Consider the following 18553-nt stretch of genomic DNA (forward strand, 5'->3'; position numbering starts at 1 on the left):
CGGCCGCCTCTCCCCGAGGCGGCCGGCCCTCCCCGGACCCGTTCAGACCATTGATTGAGACGAGACCCCGAAAGAGGGATTGACGACAAGTGCTCGACGTCAACTTCTTCGACGAGCTGCGGATCGGCCTTGCCACCGCGGACGACATCCGGACCTGGTCGCACGGCGAAGTGAAGAAGCCGGAGACCATCAACTACCGCACGCTCAAGCCCGAAAAGGACGGACTCTTCTGCGAGAAGATCTTCGGTCCGACCCGGGACTGGGAGTGCTACTGCGGCAAGTACAAGCGTGTCCGCTTCAAGGGCATCATCTGTGAGCGCTGCGGCGTCGAGGTCACTCGCGCCAAGGTGCGTCGTGAGCGGATGGGCCACATCGAGCTTGCCGCTCCCGTCACCCACATCTGGTACTTCAAGGGCGTCCCCTCGCGCCTCGGATACCTGCTGGACCTGGCGCCGAAGGACCTGGAAAAGGTCATCTACTTCGCCGCTTACATGATCACGTTCGTGGACGAGGAGCGTCGTACCCGCGACCTGCCGTCCCTGGAGGCACACGTCTCCGTCGAGCGCCAGCAGACCGAGAACCGCCGTGACTCCGACCTGGAGGCCCGCGCCAAGAAGCTTGAGACCGACCTGGCCGAGCTGGAGGCCGAGGGCGCCAAGGCGGACGTGCGCCGCAAGGTGCGCGAAGGCGCCGAGCGTGAGATGAAGCAGCTGCGCGACCGTGCGCAGCGCGAGATCGACCGCCTCGACGAGGTGTGGAGCCGCTTCAAGAACCTCAAGGTCCAGGACCTGGAGGGCGACGAGCTGCTCTACCGCGAGCTGCGTGACCGCTTCGGCACGTACTTCGACGGCTGCATGGGCGCCGCGGCGCTCCAGAAGCGCCTGGAGTCCTTCGACCTCGACGAGGAGGCCGAGCGCCTCCGCGAGATCATCCGCACCGGCAAGGGCCAGAAGAAGACCCGTGCGCTCAAGCGCCTCAAGGTCGTCTCGGCGTTCCTCCAGACCAGCAACAAGCCCAAGGGCATGGTGCTGGACTGCGTCCCGGTCATCCCGCCGGACCTGCGTCCGATGGTGCAGCTGGACGGTGGCCGCTTCGCGACCTCCGACCTGAACGACCTGTACCGCCGTGTGATCAACCGCAACAACCGCCTGAAGCGCCTTCTCGACCTCGGTGCCCCCGAGATCATCGTGAACAACGAGAAGCGCATGCTCCAGGAGGCCGTCGACGCGCTGTTCGACAACGGCCGCCGCGGCCGCCCGGTCACCGGTCCCGGCAACCGCCCGCTGAAGTCCCTGAGCGACATGCTCAAGGGCAAGCAGGGTCGTTTCCGTCAGAACCTCCTCGGCAAGCGTGTGGACTACTCCGCGCGTTCCGTGATCGTCGTCGGTCCGCAGCTCAAGCTGCACCAGTGCGGTCTGCCGAAGGCGATGGCGCTGGAGCTCTTCAAGCCGTTCGTGATGAAGCGCCTGGTGGACCTGAACCACGCGCAGAACATCAAGTCGGCCAAGCGCATGGTCGAGCGTGGCCGCACCGTCGTGTACGACGTCCTCGAAGAGGTCATCGCCGAGCACCCGGTGCTGCTGAACCGTGCGCCCACCCTGCACCGCCTCGGCATCCAGGCCTTCGAGCCGCAGCTGGTCGAGGGCAAGGCCATCCAGATCCACCCGCTCGTCTGCACCGCGTTCAACGCGGACTTCGACGGTGACCAGATGGCCGTGCACCTGCCGCTCTCCGCGGAGGCGCAGGCCGAGGCCCGCATCCTGATGCTGTCCTCGAACAACATCCTGAAGCCGGCCGACGGTCGTCCCGTCACCATGCCGACCCAGGACATGGTGCTGGGCCTCTTCTTCCTCACCACGGACGAGACCGAGCGCGAGGTCAAGGGCCAGGGCCGGTCCTTCGGCTCCACGGCCGAGGCGATCATGGCCTTCGACGCCCGCGAGCTCTCGCTCCAGGCGAAGGTCGACATCCGCTTCCCGGTCGGCACCATGCCGCCGCGTGGCTGGGTGCCGCCGGTCGCCGAGGAGGGCGAGCCCGAGTACCAGCCGGGTGACACCTTCCGGCTGCGGACCAGCCTGGGCCGCGCGCTCTTCAACGAGCTGCTGCCCGAGGACTACCCGTTCGTCGACTACTCGGTGGGCAAGAAGCAGCTCTCCGAGATCGTCAACGACCTGGCCGAGCGCTACCCCAAGGTCATCGTGGCGGCGACGCTCGACAACCTGAAGGCGGCGGGCTTCCACTGGGCGACCCGCTCGGGCGTCACCGTGGCCATCTCCGACGTCGTCGTGCCCGAGGCCAAGAAGGCCATCGTCAAGGGCTACGAGGAGCAGGACGAGAAGGTCCAGAAGCAGTACGAGCGCGGTCTGATCACCAAGGACGAGCGCACGCAGGAGCTCATCGCGATCTGGACCAAGGCGACCAACGAGGTTGCCGAGGCGATGAACGCGAACTTCCCGAAGACGAACCCCATCTTCATGATGGTTGACTCGGGTGCCCGAGGAAACATGATGCAGATGCGTCAGATCGCGGGTATGCGTGGTCTGGTGTCGAACGCGAAGAACGAGACCATCCCGCGTCCGATCAAGGCGTCCTTCCGTGAGGGCCTCACCGTTCTGGAGTACTTCATCTCCACGCACGGTGCCCGTAAGGGTCTGGCGGACACCGCCCTGCGTACCGCCGACTCGGGTTACCTGACCCGTCGTCTGGTGGACGTCTCGCAGGACGTGATCATCCGCGAGGAGGACTGCGGCACCGACCGCGGCCTGAAGCTGAAGATCGCGGTCAAGGGCGCCGACGGCGTGCTCCGCAAGACGGACGACGTCGAGACCTCGGTCTACGCCCGCATGCTCGCCGAGGACGTCGTGGTGGACGGCAAGGTCATCGCGCCTGCCAACGTCGACCTCGGTGACGTCCTGATCGACGCCCTGGTGGGCGCCGGCGTCGAGGAGGTCAAGACCCGTTCGGTCCTGACCTGTGAGTCCGCGGTCGGCACCTGTGCCTTCTGCTACGGACGCTCGCTCGCCACCGGCAAGCTGGTCGACATCGGCGAGGCGGTCGGCATCATCGCCGCCCAGTCCATCGGTGAGCCCGGTACCCAGCTGACGATGCGTACCTTCCACACCGGTGGTGTGGCCGGTGACGACATCACCCAGGGTCTGCCCCGAGTCGTCGAGCTCTTCGAAGCCCGTACGCCGAAGGGTGTCGCCCCGATCTCCGAGGCCAAGGGCCGCGTGCGGATCGAGGAGACCGAGAAGACCAAGAAGCTCGTCGTCACCCCGGACGACGGCAGCGACGAGACGGCGTTCCCGATCTCGAAGCGCGCCCGTCTGCTCGTGGGCGAGGGCGACGCGGTCGAGGTGGGCCAGAAGCTCACCGTGGGTGCCACCAACCCGCACGACGTGCTGCGCATCCTCGGCCAGCGTGCGGTCCAGGTCCACCTGGTCGGCGAAGTCCAGAAGGTCTACAACTCGCAGGGCGTGTCGATCCACGACAAGCACATCGAGATCATCATCCGGCAGATGCTCCGCCGCGTGACGATCATCGAGTCCGGCGACGCGGAGCTGCTTCCGGGCGAGCTGGTCGAGCGGTCGAAGTTCGAGACCGAGAACCGTCGTGTGGTCACCGAGGGCGGTCACCCCGCCTCCGGCCGTCCGCAGCTGATGGGTATCACCAAGGCCTCGCTCGCGACGGAGTCCTGGCTGTCGGCCGCCTCCTTCCAGGAGACGACCCGAGTGCTGACGGACGCGGCGATCAACGCCAAGTCCGACAGCCTCATCGGCCTCAAGGAGAACGTCATCATCGGTAAGCTCATCCCGGCCGGTACGGGCCTGTCCCGCTACCGCAACATCCGGGTCGAGCCGACCGAGGAGGCCAAGGCCGCGATGTACTCGGCCGTCGGCTACGACGACATCGACTACTCGCCGTTCGGCACCGGCTCCGGCCAGGCCGTTCCGCTGGAGGACTACGACTACGGTCCGTACAACCAGTAAGCGAGTGCCTGTTTGAACGACCGGAGGGCGGTCACCCCGTACGTAACGGGGTGACCGCCCTCCGGCGTACGGCTTCCCGGGCTCCGGGACGGCCTGGCTCAGCCGAGCAGCGCGTGGTGGACCCGGAGCAGGGCACGGGTGCCCACGGCCAGCAGAGGGGGCACGTCGGGCAGCGGCACCTTGCGGGCCAGGGCCAGGACGTCGATGACGATCGCGTAGTCGTCGACGACGGACCGCGGCAGTCCGGGGGTGGTCATGGCCGGGGCGTAGGCGGAAGCGGCGTCACCGTATTCGATGACGGCCAGACTGACGTCGGTGTCGAGCGCGCTCGGTGCCTGGAATACGGGCTCACGGTGGTCGGCTGTCATGTGGGACCTCCTTGGGCCGGGCTGGTCCGGGGTCCGGTCGGGCCGGTCCGGGGCCAGTCGGTCTGGTTGGCTGACCGCATTGTCCGGCATGGTGAGATGCTGCGGCAGGCCGTAATGACGCTGTTTCCGTACCCTGTGATTGCCGGGATCCGGCAATGGTGCAAGCCGCCGCCCGACAGCCGGGGAAGGCCGTCACAGGTGGTCGGCGGCCCGGGCGTGTCGGCGTGGACAGCATTTGTTTTGACCCAAGTGCGTGAGGTAGGTACGCTCAAGCCTTGTGCCTGGGGTGTGCCTGGGCTCGGGTGCGTGTCCTCAACCGCACGGCGAGTCCGTCAGTAGCCACCGCAATCTGCGCCTCTTCCGCCTCATGGGGCGGGGGTCTGCAGTATTCGACACACCCGACCGCGTGGGTCGGCGATGTTCCAGGTTAGTTTCACGAACGGCACACAGAAACCGGAGAAGTAGTGCCTACGATCCAGCAGCTGGTCCGGAAGGGCCGGCAGGACAAGGTCGAGAAGAACAAGACGCCCGCGCTTGAGGGTTCGCCCCAGCGCCGCGGCGTCTGCACGCGTGTGTTCACGACCACCCCGAAGAAGCCGAACTCGGCCCTCCGTAAGGTCGCGCGTGTGCGTCTGACCTCCGGTATCGAGGTCACGGCCTACATCCCGGGTGAGGGACACAACCTGCAGGAGCACTCCATCGTGCTCGTGCGTGGTGGCCGTGTGAAGGACCTGCCGGGTGTTCGTTACAAGATCATCCGCGGCTCCCTTGACACCCAGGGTGTCAAGAACCGCAAGCAGGCCCGCAGCCGCTACGGCGCCAAGAAGGAGAAGTAAGAATGCCTCGTAAGGGCCCCGCCCCGAAGCGCCCGGTCATCATCGACCCGGTCTACAGCTCTCCTCTTGTCACCTCGCTGATCAACAAGATCCTCCTCGACGGCAAGCGTTCCACCGCCGAGCGGATCGTGTACGGCGCCATGGAAGGCCTCCGCGAGAAGACCGGTAACGACCCGGTCATCACGCTGAAGCGCGCGCTTGAGAACGTCAAGCCCTCGCTTGAGGTCAAGTCCCGCCGTGTCGGTGGCGCCACCTACCAGGTGCCGATCGAGGTCAAGCCCGGTCGCGCCTCCACCCTCGCTCTGCGCTGGCTCGTCGGCTACTCCCGCGCCCGCCGCGAGAAGACCATGACCGAGCGCCTCATGAACGAACTGCTCGACGCCTCCAACGGCCTCGGCGCTTCGGTCAAGAAGCGCGAGGACACCCACAAGATGGCCGAGTCCAACAAGGCCTTCGCGCACTACCGCTGGTAGTCGCTACCCCCATCGAGACCGAGAGAAGATTGAGCCTTATGGCCACCACTTCGCTTGACCTGGCCAAGGTCCGCAACATTGGGATCATGGCCCACATCGACGCGGGCAAGACGACCACCACTGAGCGGATCCTCTTCTACACCGGTGTGAGCTACAAGATCGGTGAAGTCCACGACGGCGCTGCCACGATGGACTGGATGGAGCAGGAGCAGGAGCGCGGCATCACGATCACGTCCGCCGCGACGACCTGTCACTGGCCGCTCAACGATGTTGACCACACGATCAACATCATCGACACCCCGGGTCACGTCGACTTCACCGTCGAGGTGGAGCGTTCGCTCCGCGTCCTCGACGGCGCTGTCACCGTGTTCGACGGCGTCGCGGGCGTCGAGCCGCAGTCCGAGACCGTGTGGCGCCAGGCGGACCGTTACGGCGTTCCGCGTATCTGCTTCGTCAACAAGCTCGACCGCACCGGTGCCGAGTTCCACCGCTGTGTCGACATGATCATCGACCGCCTCGGTGCGGTTCCGCTGGTCATGCAGCTCCCCATCGGCGCTGAGGCCGACTTCAAGGGCGTCGTCGACCTCGTGTCGATGAAGGCCTTCGTGTGGTCGGACGAGGCCGCCAAGGGCGAGATGTACGACACCGTCGAGATCCCGGACACGCACAAGGAGGCCGCCGAGGAATGGCGCGGCAAGCTCCTTGAGGCCGTGGCCGAGAACGACGACCAGATGATGGAGCTGTACCTGGAGGGCAACGAGCCCACCGAGGAGCAGCTGCACGACGCGATCCGCCGGATCACCCTGGCATCGAAGGGCGGCGCGGACTCCGTCACCGTCACCCCGGTGTTCTGTGGCACGGCGTTCAAGAACAAGGGCGTCCAGCCCCTGCTCGACGCGGTCGTCCGCTACCTGCCTTCCCCCCTGGACGTCGAGGCCATCGAGGGCCACGACGTCAAGGACCCCGAGGTCGTCGTCAAGCGCAAGCCCTCGGACGACGAGCCGTTCTCCGGCCTCGCGTTCAAGATCGCGAGCGACCCGCACCTCGGTAAGCTCACCTTCGTCCGGATCTACTCCGGTCGCCTGGAGGCCGGCACCGCGGTGCTGAACTCCGTCAAGGGCAAGAAGGAGCGCATCGGCAAGATCTACCGCATGCACGCGAACAAGCGTGAGGAGATCGCATCGGTGGGCGCCGGCGACATCATCGCCGTCATGGGTCTCAAGCAGACCACCACCGGTGAGACGCTGTGCGACGACAAGAACCCGGTCATCCTGGAGTCCATGGACTTCCCGGCGCCGGTCATCCAGGTCGCCATCGAGCCGAAGTCCAAGGGCGACCAGGAGAAGCTGGGTGTCGCCATCCAGCGCCTCTCGGAGGAGGACCCCTCCTTCCAGGTGCACTCCGACGAGGAGACCGGCCAGACCATCATCGGTGGTATGGGCGAGCTTCACCTTGAGGTGCTCGTCGACCGCATGAAGCGCGAGTTCCGCGTCGAGGCGAACGTCGGCAAGCCCCAGGTCGCGTACCGCGAGACGATCCGCAAGGCCGTCGAGCGCATCGACTACACGCACAAGAAGCAGACTGGTGGTACCGGCCAGTTCGCGAAGGTGCAGATCGCCCTTGAGCCCATCGAGGGTGGCGACGCCTCCTACGAGTTCGTCAACAAGGTCACCGGTGGCCGCATCCCCCGTGAGTACATTCCCTCGGTGGACGCGGGTGCTCAGGAAGCCATGCAGTTCGGCATCCTGGCCGGTTACGAGATGGTCGGCGTTCGCGTCACCCTGATCGACGGTGGTTACCACGAGGTCGACTCCTCGGAGCTCGCCTTCAAGATCGCCGGTTCGCAGGCGTTCAAGGAGGGTGCCCGCAAGGCCTCTCCCGTGCTCCTGGAGCCGATGATGGCCGTCGAGGTCACCACGCCCGAGGACTACATGGGCGATGTCATCGGCGACCTCAACTCCCGCCGTGGCCAGATCCAGGCCATGGAGGAGCGCAGCGGCGCTCGCGTCGTGAAGGGCCTCGTGCCCCTCTCGGAGATGTTCGGCTACGTCGGAGACCTCCGCAGCAAGACCTCGGGTCGCGCAAGCTACTCGATGCAGTTCGACTCCTACGCCGAGGTTCCGCGGAACGTCGCCGAGGAGATCATCGCGAAGGCCAAGGGCGAGTAACTCTCCCGAGCTCACGCTTTAGGCTTGTCACCGGAGCCCGGTAGGGCATTCTTCGCAGAGCGAGAGCAATGCGGCGAATGCCCCCGGCACCGGCATCCCAGCAAAGATCACCTGGCGCCGATGAAGCAAGGCGTACAGAACCACTCCACAGGAGGACCCAGTGGCGAAGGCGAAGTTCGAGCGGACTAAGCCGCACGTCAACATCGGCACCATCGGTCACATCGACCACGGTAAGACGACCCTCACGGCCGCCATTACCAAGGTGCTGCACGACGCGTACCCCGACCTGAACGAGGCCTCGGCCTTCGACCAGATCGACAAGGCTCCCGAGGAGCGCCAGCGCGGTATCACCATCTCCATCGCGCACGTCGAGTACCAGACGGAGTCGCGTCACTACGCGCACGTCGACTGCCCGGGTCACGCGGACTACATCAAGAACATGATCACGGGTGCCGCGCAGATGGACGGCGCCATCCTCGTGGTCGCCGCCACCGACGGCCCGATGCCGCAGACCAAGGAGCACGTGCTCCTGGCCCGCCAGGTCGGCGTTCCGTACATCGTCGTCGCGCTGAACAAGGCCGACATGGTGGACGACGAGGAGATCCTGGAGCTCGTCGAGCTTGAGGTCCGTGAGCTCCTCTCCGAGTACGAGTTCCCGGGCGACGACGTTCCGGTCGTCAAGGTCTCGGCGCTCAAGGCGCTTGAGGGCGACAAGGAGTGGGGTGAGTCCGTCCTCAACCTGATGAAGGCTGTCGACGAGGCCATCCCGCAGCCCGAGCGTGACGTCGAGAAGCCGTTCCTCATGCCGATCGAGGACGTCTTCACGATCACCGGTCGCGGTACGGTCGTCACCGGCCGTATCGAGCGTGGTGTCCTGAAGGTCAACGAGACCGTCGACATCGTCGGTATCAAGACCGAGAAGACCACCACCACGGTCACCGGCATCGAGATGTTCCGCAAGCTGCTCGACGAGGGCCAGGCCGGTGAGAACGTCGGTCTGCTCCTCCGTGGCATCAAGCGCGAGGACGTCGAGCGCGGCCAGGTCATCATCAAGCCCGGTTCGGTCACGCCGCACACCGAGTTCCAGGCCCAGGCCTACATCCTGTCGAAGGACGAGGGTGGCCGTCACACCCCCTTCTTCAACAACTACCGCCCGCAGTTCTACTTCCGTACCACGGACGTGACGGGCGTTGTGACCCTTCCCGAGGGCACCGAGATGGTCATGCCGGGTGACAACACCCTCATGGACGTCGCGCTGATCCAGCCGGTCGCCATGGAAGAGGGCCTGAAGTTCGCCATCCGTGAGGGTGGCCGGACCGTGGGCGCCGGCCAGGTCACCAAGATCATCAAGTAGTTTCTGCTTGGTCCTTGGACCTGGTGGCTCGCTGAGTCGCACGAAGGGCCCCCGTCTCTCGGAAGAGAGGCGGGGGCCCTTCGCCATGTGCGGGCGGCTCCTGAACGGTGGTCTCAACGGGCGGGCAGCACGGCGGTGACGGTGAACGAGGTGCCCTCGGGGGCGGCGTGGAACGTTCCTCCGAGGGCGAGGGTCCGGCTCCGCATCCCGGTCAGGCCCTTGCCGCGCCCGGGCGCCGGGTCGGTGCGGAGGTCCGCTGTCACGGCCACGCCGTCGTTCCGTACGGTCAGGCGCACGTCGGCCCCGTCCGTCCGCAGCTCTATCTCGCACCGGGACGCCCGGCTGTGCTGGAGGACGTTGCCCACGGCTTCGCGCAGGATCGCCCGCAGGCACTCGGCGGTGGCCGGGCCGGTCTCGACCCGGGGCGGCAGTGCGGTGCGTACGGCTGTCCCGGACGCGGTCAGGACCCGCTGGGCGCGAGCCAGCTCGTCGGCGAGCGAGAAGTCTCCGGGGCCGGGGCCGCTGATCGCCCGTACATCGTCCTGGAGGCGCCGGGCCAGCCCCAGCATGTCGACGAGCGCGGCACGGGTCCCCTCACCCCCGGCCCCCTCGTGACCGGTCCCCTCACGGCCGGGGCCCTTCTCGCGCAGCGCCGTCTCCCCCTGGACGACGATCGCGGCGAGCGAGGAGCCGACCAGGTCGTGCAGGTCCTGGCGCATCCGGGCCCGTTCCCGCTGCTCCGCGAGGTGCGCCGCGTGCTCCCTGCTGCTGTGCAGCCGGGCCGAGAGCAGGGCCAGATGGGCGACGGCGAAGACCGTGCTCGCCGTGACCGCCGTACCGAGCAGGACGTTGACCGGGCTCCGGTTCGTGACGATCAGACCGGTGGCGGCCAGTACCGGCCCGCTCGCCCCCACCGCCAGAGCGATCGGTACCGAGGCGTTCGGCGGGAGGGTGAGCAGTACGGCCCCGGCGAGGAAGCCCAGCAGACCCAGCCACCGGTAGTGGAAGAGCAGCAGCGGCAGATAGGTGAGGACCGTCTGCACCAGCAGCAGCCCCCACCGCCAGCGGTAGGGCAGCCGGTACGGCGGCGGTGCGTACTGGCCCAGCATGACCGCGGGCATCAGCACCAGCACGGTGAGACCGGCGACCACCGTCCGCTTGTTGAGCGGGGAGGCCGCCACGTCCAGGGCGACCAGGGCGAGCGACCCGAGCACCAGCACGACCAGGGCCCCGACGGCCACGCCCGCGCCCTGTGGCGCGCCCGTTCCCCGGCGTGGTTTCCGCCGCATGTGTCCCCCCCCGACGTCGCGTTCCACGCCTCGTTCGTTGTACGGGCCATTCTTCCTCAGCCGGGGAGGAGCTCGGAGCCGTCCGGGGCGCGGGGACGCGCCGACCGGCCCGGAAACTCCGCGTACTTCGTGAATCCTTCACTTCGCCGGCCCCGGCCCGCTTGCTTGGATCGCCTCTGTTCTGTGCCCGCTACAACAGAGAGTTGCTGACAGTGTCGGAGCGCATACCTCCCGCTGACGCGTGGGAGGGCTCATCGCTGGCCCTGCACCGGCGAAGACGGCTTCTGCCGCGGATCGCCCTCGGAGCCGCCATGGTCCTCGCGGTCGAGACCGCCCTGATCACCGAGAGCGGCCAGGCCGTGGCCCATACCCGGCAGGCGCCGACGGCCCCGGCCGCCGCGAAGCAGGCGCCCGAGGGGCCGGGCGAGGCCGCGGACATCCTCTCGGCCAAGGTCGCCGCAAAGCTCTACGGCAAGCGGGTCGAGGCGCTGTCCGAGCGCACCGAGACCTCCACGACGTGGGTGAACAAGGACGGCTCGCTCACCACCGAACTGTCGGCGGGCCCGGTCCGCTTCGAGGAGGGCGGTGCGTGGACCGACATCGACGTCGAACTCCGTGAGACCGCCGACGGTGTCGAGGCCAAGGCCCACCCGAACGGTCTGAGCATGGCGGGCAAGGGCGGTGCGCTGCCGCGCTCGGTGCGCGAGGCGGACCGGGCCCCCGCACGCGACCTGGTGACCCTCGGCGAGGGCGACGAGCGGATCACGCTCCAGTGGAAGGGGGGACTGCCCGCTCCCGAGCTGGACGGGACGCGTGCCACCTACCCCGAGGCGCTGCCGGGCGCGGACGTCGTCGTCGAGGCGACCCGTACGGGCTTCGAGCAGTACGTCGAGATCAAGAAGCGCCCGGCCGCCGGATACACGTACACCCTGCCGCTCAAGGCCAAGGGCCTGAAGGCGAAGGAGCAGCCCGACGGCAGCGTGCTGTTCACCGACCGGAAGAACGGCAAACGGGCCGTGATGCCCGCGCCGGTGATGTGGGACGCCACCGTCGACAAGGTCTCCGGCGAGCACACCCGCCGGGTGCCGGTGGCGATGAAGGTGGTGAAGCGGAAGGGGGCCGTCGATCTGGTCGTCACCCCGGACGCGGAGTTCCTCGCCGACCCGGAGACGAAGTACCCGGTGACGGTCGACCCGTCGACCTCGTCGCTGTCGAACGTCTTCGACACGTACGTCCAGCAGGGCGAGACCCGCGACTGGTCCACCGATGTGGAGCTGGATTTCGGCAACCCCGGTACGACGAACGCGAACGGCACACCCCGTACCGCCCAGTCCTTCATCACCTGGAACACCGCGCCGATCGCCGACGCCCTGGTCTCCAGCGCCAAGCTGAGCCTGTGGAACTTCCACTCGGCGAACACCACCTGCGCCGCCCAGCCGTGGCAGGTCTGGTCCTCGCCCGCCGCGTCCACGGCCAGCCGGTGGACCAACCGGCCGACGATGACCGCGCTGAAGGCCGAATCCACCGAGACGCGGGGCAACACCGCCTGCACGTCCCAGCCGGACGGCTGGATCAACGCGAACGTGACCACGCTGGCCCAGGAGTGGGCCGGTGCCAAGGCATCCCGCGGCCACCTCGGCATCCGGGCCAAGAGCGAGACCACGGTCGCCCAGTGGAAGCGGGTGAACTCCGCCAACGCCGCGAAGAACCCGCCGAAGCTTTCGGTCACGTACAACTTCCGGCCGCGTACGGGCACCAAGCAGGAGGCGGGGCCGCCGTTCTTTTCCTACTCCGGCGTCTACATGGTCAACACCCTGACGCCGACCCTGCGTGACACCTTCGTCGACGCGGACGGGGACAAGGTCAACGGCACCTTCCAGATCTTCGACAGCGCCACCGACAAGCAGGTCGGCAGCCCGATCGTGTCGAAGTTCGTGCCCTCCGGGCAGCCCGCCTCGGTGACCGTGCCGTCCGGGGTGCTGGCCGAGGGGAAGACGTACAAGTTCCGTACGAGCCCCTATGACGGTACGCACTACAACACCGGCTGGTCGGCCTGGAAGACCTTCACGGTCGACACCAAGGCGCCGTCCGCCCCGACGAAGATCGCCTCCACGGACTATCCGCCCGGCCAGTGGGTGAAGGGTGAGGGGCAGCCGGGCGTCTTCACGGTCACCCCGCCGAGCGGGTCCGACCACAACTGGCTGGAGTGGTCCCTCGACGGCGTGACCTGGACCAAGGTCGCCACCGGCGGGGCCGCCGCGAACAAGGCGATCACTGTCACCCCGCCGAAGAACGGCAGCCATACCCTCTCGGTGCGGTCCGTCGACAAGGCGGACAACAAGTCCGAGGCGGTGGACTACCTCTTCCACGCCGGTTCGGGCGGCTTCGTCCAGCCCTCGGAGGGTGAGCGGACCGCGCGCCGGCTGCCGCTGGTCGCCGAGGCGGACGCCGGGAAGTACACCGCCGTTTCCTTCTCCTGGCGGCGCTCCGAGGCCGACCCCTGGGTGCGGATCCCCGTCGGAGACGTCACCTCCGGCGGCAGCGCGCTTACCGCCTGGCCGGTCCCGCTGACGAACGGTCGGAACGCCCCGCTGGTGTGGAACGCCACCAGCACCGTCGACCCCGACGGCACCGTCCAGCTCAAGGCCGACTTCACCGGCCCGAACTCCGCCACCAGCAGCACCGTGCCGCTGACCGCGGTCGTCGACCGCAACGCGGACGGCGCGGCCACCACCGAGGTGGGCCCGGGCTCGGTCAATCTGCTCACCGGCAACTACACGCTCTCCGAGACCGACGTGTCGCTCTTCGACCTGTCGGTGTCGCGTACGGCCGCCTCGCGCACCCCGAACCGGGGCGCCGACCAGGAGGGCCAGGCCGCGATCTTCGGCAAGGAGTGGGTCTCCGGCACCGCCGCCGAGGCCACCGAGTCCGACTACAGCCACGTCCGGCGCGTCGCCGACACCGCGGTCGACGTGGTGCTGGAGGAGGGCGACTCGATCCACTTCACCGCGAACGCGGCGAGGAACGGGTGGGTCCCGGAGCCCGGCTCCGAGGACCTGACCCTCAAGGGCAGCGTGAGCGGCACGTTCACACTCTCCGACACCGAAGGGACGGTCACGACCTTCACCAAGGCGGACGCGGCGGCGACCACCTGGCAGGTCAGCACCACCCTCTTCGACGGCCTCGCCAACTCCACCACCAAGGTGATCTCCGAGACCGTCACGGTCGGCGGCAAGAAGCTGGCTCGCCCCAAGCGGATCATCGCGCCCACCTCGGCCGCCACCACCGCCGCATGCGAGACGTCACCGGCCACCAAGGGCTGCAAGGTCCTGGAGTTCGTCTACGCGACCACCACCACGGCCACCGGCACGGAGACGAACGCCCAGTTCGGCGACTTCACCGGCCAGGTCCGTGAGATCCGCGCCTGGACCACCAGCCCGGGCGCCTCCGCCGCCACGGCCACCGCGGTCGCCACCTACCGCTACGACTCCAACGGCAGCCTGCGTCAGCAGTGGGACCCCCGCCTGAGCCAGGCCTCCCAGACGCAGTACGCCTACTACGGCGGTCGGGTCACCTGGCTCCAGCAGCAGAGCCAGCTGCCGTACACCTTCACCTACGGCAACGCCGGAGCCGGTACGGCACCCGGCGACGGCATGCTGCTCAAGTCCTCGCGCCAGGCCCTCAAGCAGGGAACCGCCGACACGGTCGAGGGCAACGCGGTGACGAGCGTCGTCTACGGGGTCCCACTCACCGGGGCCAAGGCTCCGTACGCCATGGGCGCGACCTCCGTGGCGGCCTGGGGCCAGCTCGACCACCCCACGGACGCCACCGCGGTCTTCCCCGCCGACACCGTCCCGGCCTCGCACGACGGCGCCGACCTGGCCTCCGGCGGATACCGCCGGGCCGCGGTGACGTACCTCAACGCCTCGGGCCGTACGGTCAACTCGGCCACGCCCGGCGGCCACATCTCGGCCACCGAGTACGACCGCTTCGGCAACACCGTCCGTGAGCTGACCGCGGGAAACCGGGCGCTGGCGCTCGGCGCCACGGCGGACGACCGTCACGTCCTCACCGACCTCGGCATCATCGGGCGCGCCTCGGCCGAGCGGGCGCACCTGCTCTCCACGACGTCCGTCTACGACGAGCGCGGGGCGCGGGAGCTGGAGGAGTTCGGCCCGATCAGGCGGGTGGACCTGACCGAGGACCTCAAGGAAGGGAGCACCGTCCTGGTTGAGGCCGGTACCTCGGTTCCGGCCCGGTCGTGGACGGTGAAGGAGTACGACGAGGGCCGCCCGACCGACGGCACGGCCACGGTCCGGGACCAGGTCACCCTGAGCGTCACCGGCGCGCGGGTCCGCGACTACTACTCCGCGATGGGGGAGAAGCGGGTCGAGTCCGTCCAGTACGACTGGGCCAAGGGTCTGCCCACGCTCACCACCAAGGACGCCGGCGGTCTCGATCTGACCACGACTACCGGGTACGACGCCCAGGGCCGGGTCACCTCCCAGGTGCTGCCCGGGGGTACGGGCGGCGACGCCGCCACCCGGATCACCGAGTACTGGTCGGCCACCGGCACCGGCTGGTGCAAGGGCCGCCCGGAGTGGGCGGACCGGGTGTGCTGGACAGGACCGGCGGGTGACATCACCGGCGGTGGCTCCCAGCCGAACAAGCTGGTGAACACGACCGTGGAGTACGACCGCTGGGGCAACCCGGCCACCGTCACCGACGAGGTCGGCGGGGTGCACCGGACGACCACGACGACGTACGACGGTGCCGGCCGGCCGGTCTTCTCGAAGATCGCGGGCGGCCTCGGTCAGGCGGTCCCGGAGACCACCACCGAGTACGACGCGGCCACCGGACAGGTCACCAAGGTCATCTCGCCCACCGGCGGAACGGTCACCAAGGCGTACGACCAGCTCGGCCGGCTGATCTCCTACACCGACGCCGACGGCGGTGTCACGAAGACCGAGTACGACCTGCTCGACCGCCAGGTCAAGGTCGCCGACTCGGTCCCGTCCACCGTGACGTACACCTACGACCACACCGCCGAGCCGCGCGGTCTGCCCACGCGGACCACGGACTCGGTCGCCGGGTCCTTCTCCGCGACGTACGACGCCGACGGGTCGGTCGCCACCGAGAAGCTGCCCGGCGGCTACACGCTGAGCGTCACCGAGGACACCACCGGTTCCACCGCCTCGCGCGTCTACACCCGGGACAGTGACGGCATGACCGTCTTCAGCGACCGGGTCGGCGAGTCCGTCCACGGTCAGGTCACCGGCCACCAGGGCTGGTCCAGCCAGACCTACCGCTACGACCGGACCGGGCGGCTGACCAGTGTCGACGACACGGCGGGTGAAGTCTGCACCCGCCGTGCCTACACCTTCGACAAGCGCACCAACCGCACGTCCCTGACTACGTCGGCCGCCGCCTCCGGCGCCGACTGCACCTCCACGGGAGCCACCACCACGACCTACACCTACGACAGCGCCGACCGTCTCGTCGGCCCCGGCCACACCTACGACGCCTTCGGCCGCACCACCGGGCTGCCCGGCAGCACCATCGGCTACTACGCCAATGACCTGGTCCACCGGCAGACGGCCGGCGACCAGCGCCAGACCTGGCAGCTCGACGCCGGACTGCGCTTCCGCTCCTGGACGGTGGAGACGGGTTCCGGCTCCACCTGGACCCGCACCGGGGCGAAGCTCAACCACTACGACAGCGACAGCGACAACCCGCGCTGGATCGTGGAGGACACCGGGACCGGTGCGCTGAGCCGCAATGTCGAGGCCGCGTCGGGCGACCTCGCGGCCACCACGTCCAAGACCGGTGACACGGTGCTCCAGCTCTCCACCGTCCACGGTGACGTGGCCCTCCAGCTCCCGCTGGACGCGGGCCGGGCTCCCGTCGCCCTGGACAGCGACGAGTACGGCAACCCCCGCGAGGGCCAGGAAGCCACCCGCTACACCTGGCTCGGCGCCAAGCAGCGCTCGACGGAGACGCTGACCGGCCTCACGCTCATGGGCGCGCGCCTCTACAACCCGGCCACCGGCCGGTTCCTCTCGGTGGACCCGGTGTACGGGGGCAACCTGAACGCCTACGAGTACGCGCACGCCGACCCGCTCAACCGGTTCGACCTGGACGGGAAGTGGAGCTGGAAGAAGGCCTGGCGCAAGACCAAGCGCTTCGTCAAGAAGCACAAGTGGGACATCGCGCTTACCGCCGCCGGCTTCATCCCCGGCGTCGGAGCGGTGGCCTGGGGCGTACGCGCCTACCGCGCCTACCGGGTGGTCCGCGCCGCGCGCACGGTGCGCAACGTCCGGCGTGCCGCTCCCCGCAGGAGGACGTTCACCCGCTACGTCAGCCCGCGCTACCGTGGCGCGGCGAGCTGCGCGGCGAAGTGGGCCGGCGGCGGGGCCCTGGCGGGCTCCTACGGTGGAACGTCGAAATATGTCAGCGGCACCACCACCATGGGTGCGGGGATCGGACTGTGGCGCTTCGCGCGCGGTCGGTGCAGGGGGTAGGAATGGACACAACCGAGCGGGCGCGCGGAGCGCGGCTCGCCAACCGGATGGCCCACGCGGCGGCCACTGCCTGGATCGTGTGGGTGGTGCTGTCCAGTGCCGCCGCCGTCAGGGGCATCGGCCTCGCCGAGCAGATCGCCGACCACGTCACCTGGTGGCAGTACGTGCTCTTCGCCGGGCTCGTCGTGGTCCGCCCGTTCGCGGCGCCGAGCCTGACGCCCGTGCTCGTCGGACCGGACCGCGATCTGCGGCCCGCCGGGATGGCGGCACGGCTGGGCACGCTCCTGGCGGTGCTCGCGGCGACCGTCGTCGCGGTCGGCCTGCTGACCCTGGCGGTGGGCACCCTCGTCGAGGGCGCCCCGCCCGGCCGGCTGCTCTCCGCCGTGGGCGACTACCTGACCGGGGTCCCGTTCCTGGTCATGGCCGGCGCGGTGACCGCCTTCGCGCTCCTGTCGCCCGTGGTGTGGCCCGTTGTGCCGTCTGGACGCGATGGCCGCGAACGACCGCGTCGTTGACGCTCCCGGCCGCGTCCGTCCCGCGCGGCCCCTCCCGCACCCCGGCACGGCCCCTGAGGCCCGTGTCGGGGTGCGGCCCGTCCGGGGCACGTGAAGATGTCACTCGTTCCGCCCGCCCTGTCGTGATCGGATCGGTGCACGGGAAATGGCGGGGACGCGGAAGGCGGCGAGGGTGGCGCGGATCGAGATCGGGGCGGCCCGGGCGGTGGCGGTCGTGGTGTACGCGGCGGCCGTCGCGACCTCGGTGCTCGCGGGCCCGTGGGTGCTGATGCTGTTCCTGCCGGCCCTGATCGGCTCCGTGGTGGCGGCCCGGCTCGTACGCCGGGGCGTGCTTGAGGCCCCAGCCGTCCGGAAGGCCGGGGGAGCCTGCGACAATCAGGCCTGTGATCAGGGTGCTGGTGGTCGACGACCATGACGTGGTGCGGTCCGGCCTGACGGCACTCCTGTCGGCGGAGCTCGGCATCCAGGTGGTCGGCCAGGCGGCGGACGGCCCTGCCGCGCTCGCCGAGGCGGAGCGGCTGCGCCCGGATGTGGCGCTGCTCGACATCGACCTGCCCGGGGTGGACGGGATAGCCGTCGCCACCCGGCTGGCGCAGACCCTGCCCGGCTGCCGCACGCTGATGCTGACCGCGCTCGACCGCCCCGGCCATCTGCGGCGGGCGCTGGCCGCCGGAGCCGCCGGATATCTGCTCAAGAGCGCCACCCCGGCGCAGACCGCCGACGCCATCCGGCGGATCGTCGCGGGCGGCCGGGTCATCGACGCCCGGATGCACGGGGAGGCGGACGGGCCCAGTCCGCTCACCGCCAAGGAGGCGGAAGCCCTGCGGCTGGCCGCCGGGGGAGCGCACGCCCGGGAGATCGCCGCCGACCTGTTCCTCAGCGTGGGGACCGTACGCAACCGGCTCTCGTCGGCGGTCGGGAAGCTCCACGCCCGTACCCTCGTCGACGCGCTGCGCATCGCCGGGCACAACGGGTGGCTGTAGCCACCCGCACGCGCAGGGCCCCCGTACCTCAGGGTGGCGAGGTGCGGGGGCCCTACG

11 protein-coding genes are annotated in these 18553 nt (G+C 68.9%); 9 read left to right on the forward strand and 2 right to left on the reverse strand.

The genetic code is table 11. From position 1 onward, the window contains the following. Positions 1-89 precede the first annotated feature (89 nt). The gene (locus CIB93_RS06640; protein ID WP_096625030.1) at positions 90-3989 is read left to right on the forward strand and encodes a DNA-directed RNA polymerase subunit beta'; all 3900 of its coding nucleotides are present in this window, start codon (positions 90-92) and stop codon (positions 3987-3989) included. 98 nt (positions 3990-4087) lie between these two features. Here CIB93_RS06640 and CIB93_RS06645 read toward each other — a convergent pair whose 3' ends face one another. Beyond that, positions 4088-4357, reverse strand: a complete 270-nt coding sequence (locus CIB93_RS06645; protein WP_096625032.1) for a hypothetical protein — start codon at positions 4355-4357, stop codon at positions 4088-4090. Between the two features lie 464 nt (positions 4358-4821). Between CIB93_RS06645 and rpsL the strand changes: the two genes are divergently transcribed. The 4 genes from rpsL to tuf all read left to right on the forward strand — a co-directional run bounded on the left by rpsL (position 4822) and on the right by tuf (position 9188). After that, positions 4822-5193: a 30S ribosomal protein S12 gene (gene rpsL, locus CIB93_RS06650; RefSeq protein ID WP_003948652.1), complete on the forward strand. Its 372-nt coding sequence runs from the start codon at positions 4822-4824 to the stop codon at positions 5191-5193. 2 nt (positions 5194-5195) lie between these two features. Then, a complete protein-coding gene (gene rpsG, locus CIB93_RS06655; protein WP_003966970.1) occupies positions 5196-5666 on the forward strand; it encodes a 30S ribosomal protein S7 in 471 nt (156 codons plus the stop codon). Positions 5667-5704: 38 nt separating this feature from the next. Further along, positions 5705-7834 (forward strand): elongation factor G, encoded by a 2130-nt coding sequence (fusA, locus tag CIB93_RS06660; protein ID WP_096625034.1) that lies wholly within the window; start codon positions 5705-5707, stop codon positions 7832-7834. Between the two features lie 160 nt (positions 7835-7994). Further along, positions 7995-9188 (forward strand): elongation factor Tu, encoded by a 1194-nt coding sequence (gene tuf, locus CIB93_RS06665; RefSeq protein ID WP_096625036.1) that lies wholly within the window; start codon positions 7995-7997, stop codon positions 9186-9188. Between the two features lie 113 nt (positions 9189-9301). On the opposite strand, the gene CIB93_RS06670 is transcribed toward tuf, so the two are convergent. Then, on the reverse strand, positions 9302-10429 hold the full coding sequence (locus CIB93_RS06670) for a sensor histidine kinase (RefSeq protein ID WP_257002060.1): 1128 nt from the start codon (positions 10427-10429) through the stop codon (positions 9302-9304). A 359-nt stretch (positions 10430-10788) separates the two neighbouring features. Between CIB93_RS06670 and CIB93_RS06675 the strand changes: the two genes are divergently transcribed. The 4 genes from CIB93_RS06675 (at position 10789) to CIB93_RS06690 (ending at position 18496) form a co-directional block, all read left to right on the forward strand. Then, on the forward strand, positions 10789-16998 hold the full coding sequence (locus CIB93_RS06675) for a DNRLRE domain-containing protein (RefSeq protein WP_257002064.1): 6210 nt from the start codon (positions 10789-10791) through the stop codon (positions 16996-16998). A gap of 2 nt (positions 16999-17000) precedes the next feature. Beyond that, complete coding sequence (locus CIB93_RS06680; RefSeq protein ID WP_096625038.1) at positions 17001-17513, forward strand: hypothetical protein; 513 nt, start codon at positions 17001-17003, stop codon at positions 17511-17513. 172 nt (positions 17514-17685) lie between these two features. Continuing rightward, on the forward strand, positions 17686-17928 hold the full coding sequence (locus CIB93_RS06685) for a hypothetical protein (protein WP_179500004.1): 243 nt from the start codon (positions 17686-17688) through the stop codon (positions 17926-17928). Continuing rightward, positions 17897-18496, forward strand: a complete 600-nt coding sequence (locus CIB93_RS06690; protein ID WP_096625042.1) for a DNA-binding response regulator — start codon at positions 17897-17899, stop codon at positions 18494-18496. The genes CIB93_RS06685 and CIB93_RS06690 overlap by 32 nt, the downstream gene beginning before the upstream one ends. Positions 18497-18553 lie beyond the last annotated feature (57 nt).

This window comes from Streptomyces sp. WZ.A104 (assembly GCF_002382885.1).
Taxonomy (GTDB): Bacteria; Actinomycetota; Actinomycetes; order Streptomycetales; family Streptomycetaceae; genus Streptomyces.

Excerpts from the sequence above, each read along its gene's own strand:
- CIB93_RS06645 (WP_096625032.1), bottom strand. The coding sequence starts at position 4,357 with ATGACAGCCGACCACCGTGAGCCCGTATTCCAGGCACCGAGCGCGCTC.
- rpsG (WP_003966970.1), top strand. The coding sequence starts at position 5,196 with ATGCCTCGTAAGGGCCCCGCCCCGAAGCGCCCGGTCATCATCGACCCG.
- fusA (WP_096625034.1), top strand. The coding sequence starts at position 5,705 with ATGGCCACCACTTCGCTTGACCTGGCCAAGGTCCGCAACATTGGGATC.
- CIB93_RS06675 (WP_257002064.1), top strand. The coding sequence starts at position 10,789 with ATGGTCCTCGCGGTCGAGACCGCCCTGATCACCGAGAGCGGCCAGGCC.
- CIB93_RS06680 (WP_096625038.1), top strand. The coding sequence starts at position 17,001 with ATGGACACAACCGAGCGGGCGCGCGGAGCGCGGCTCGCCAACCGGATG.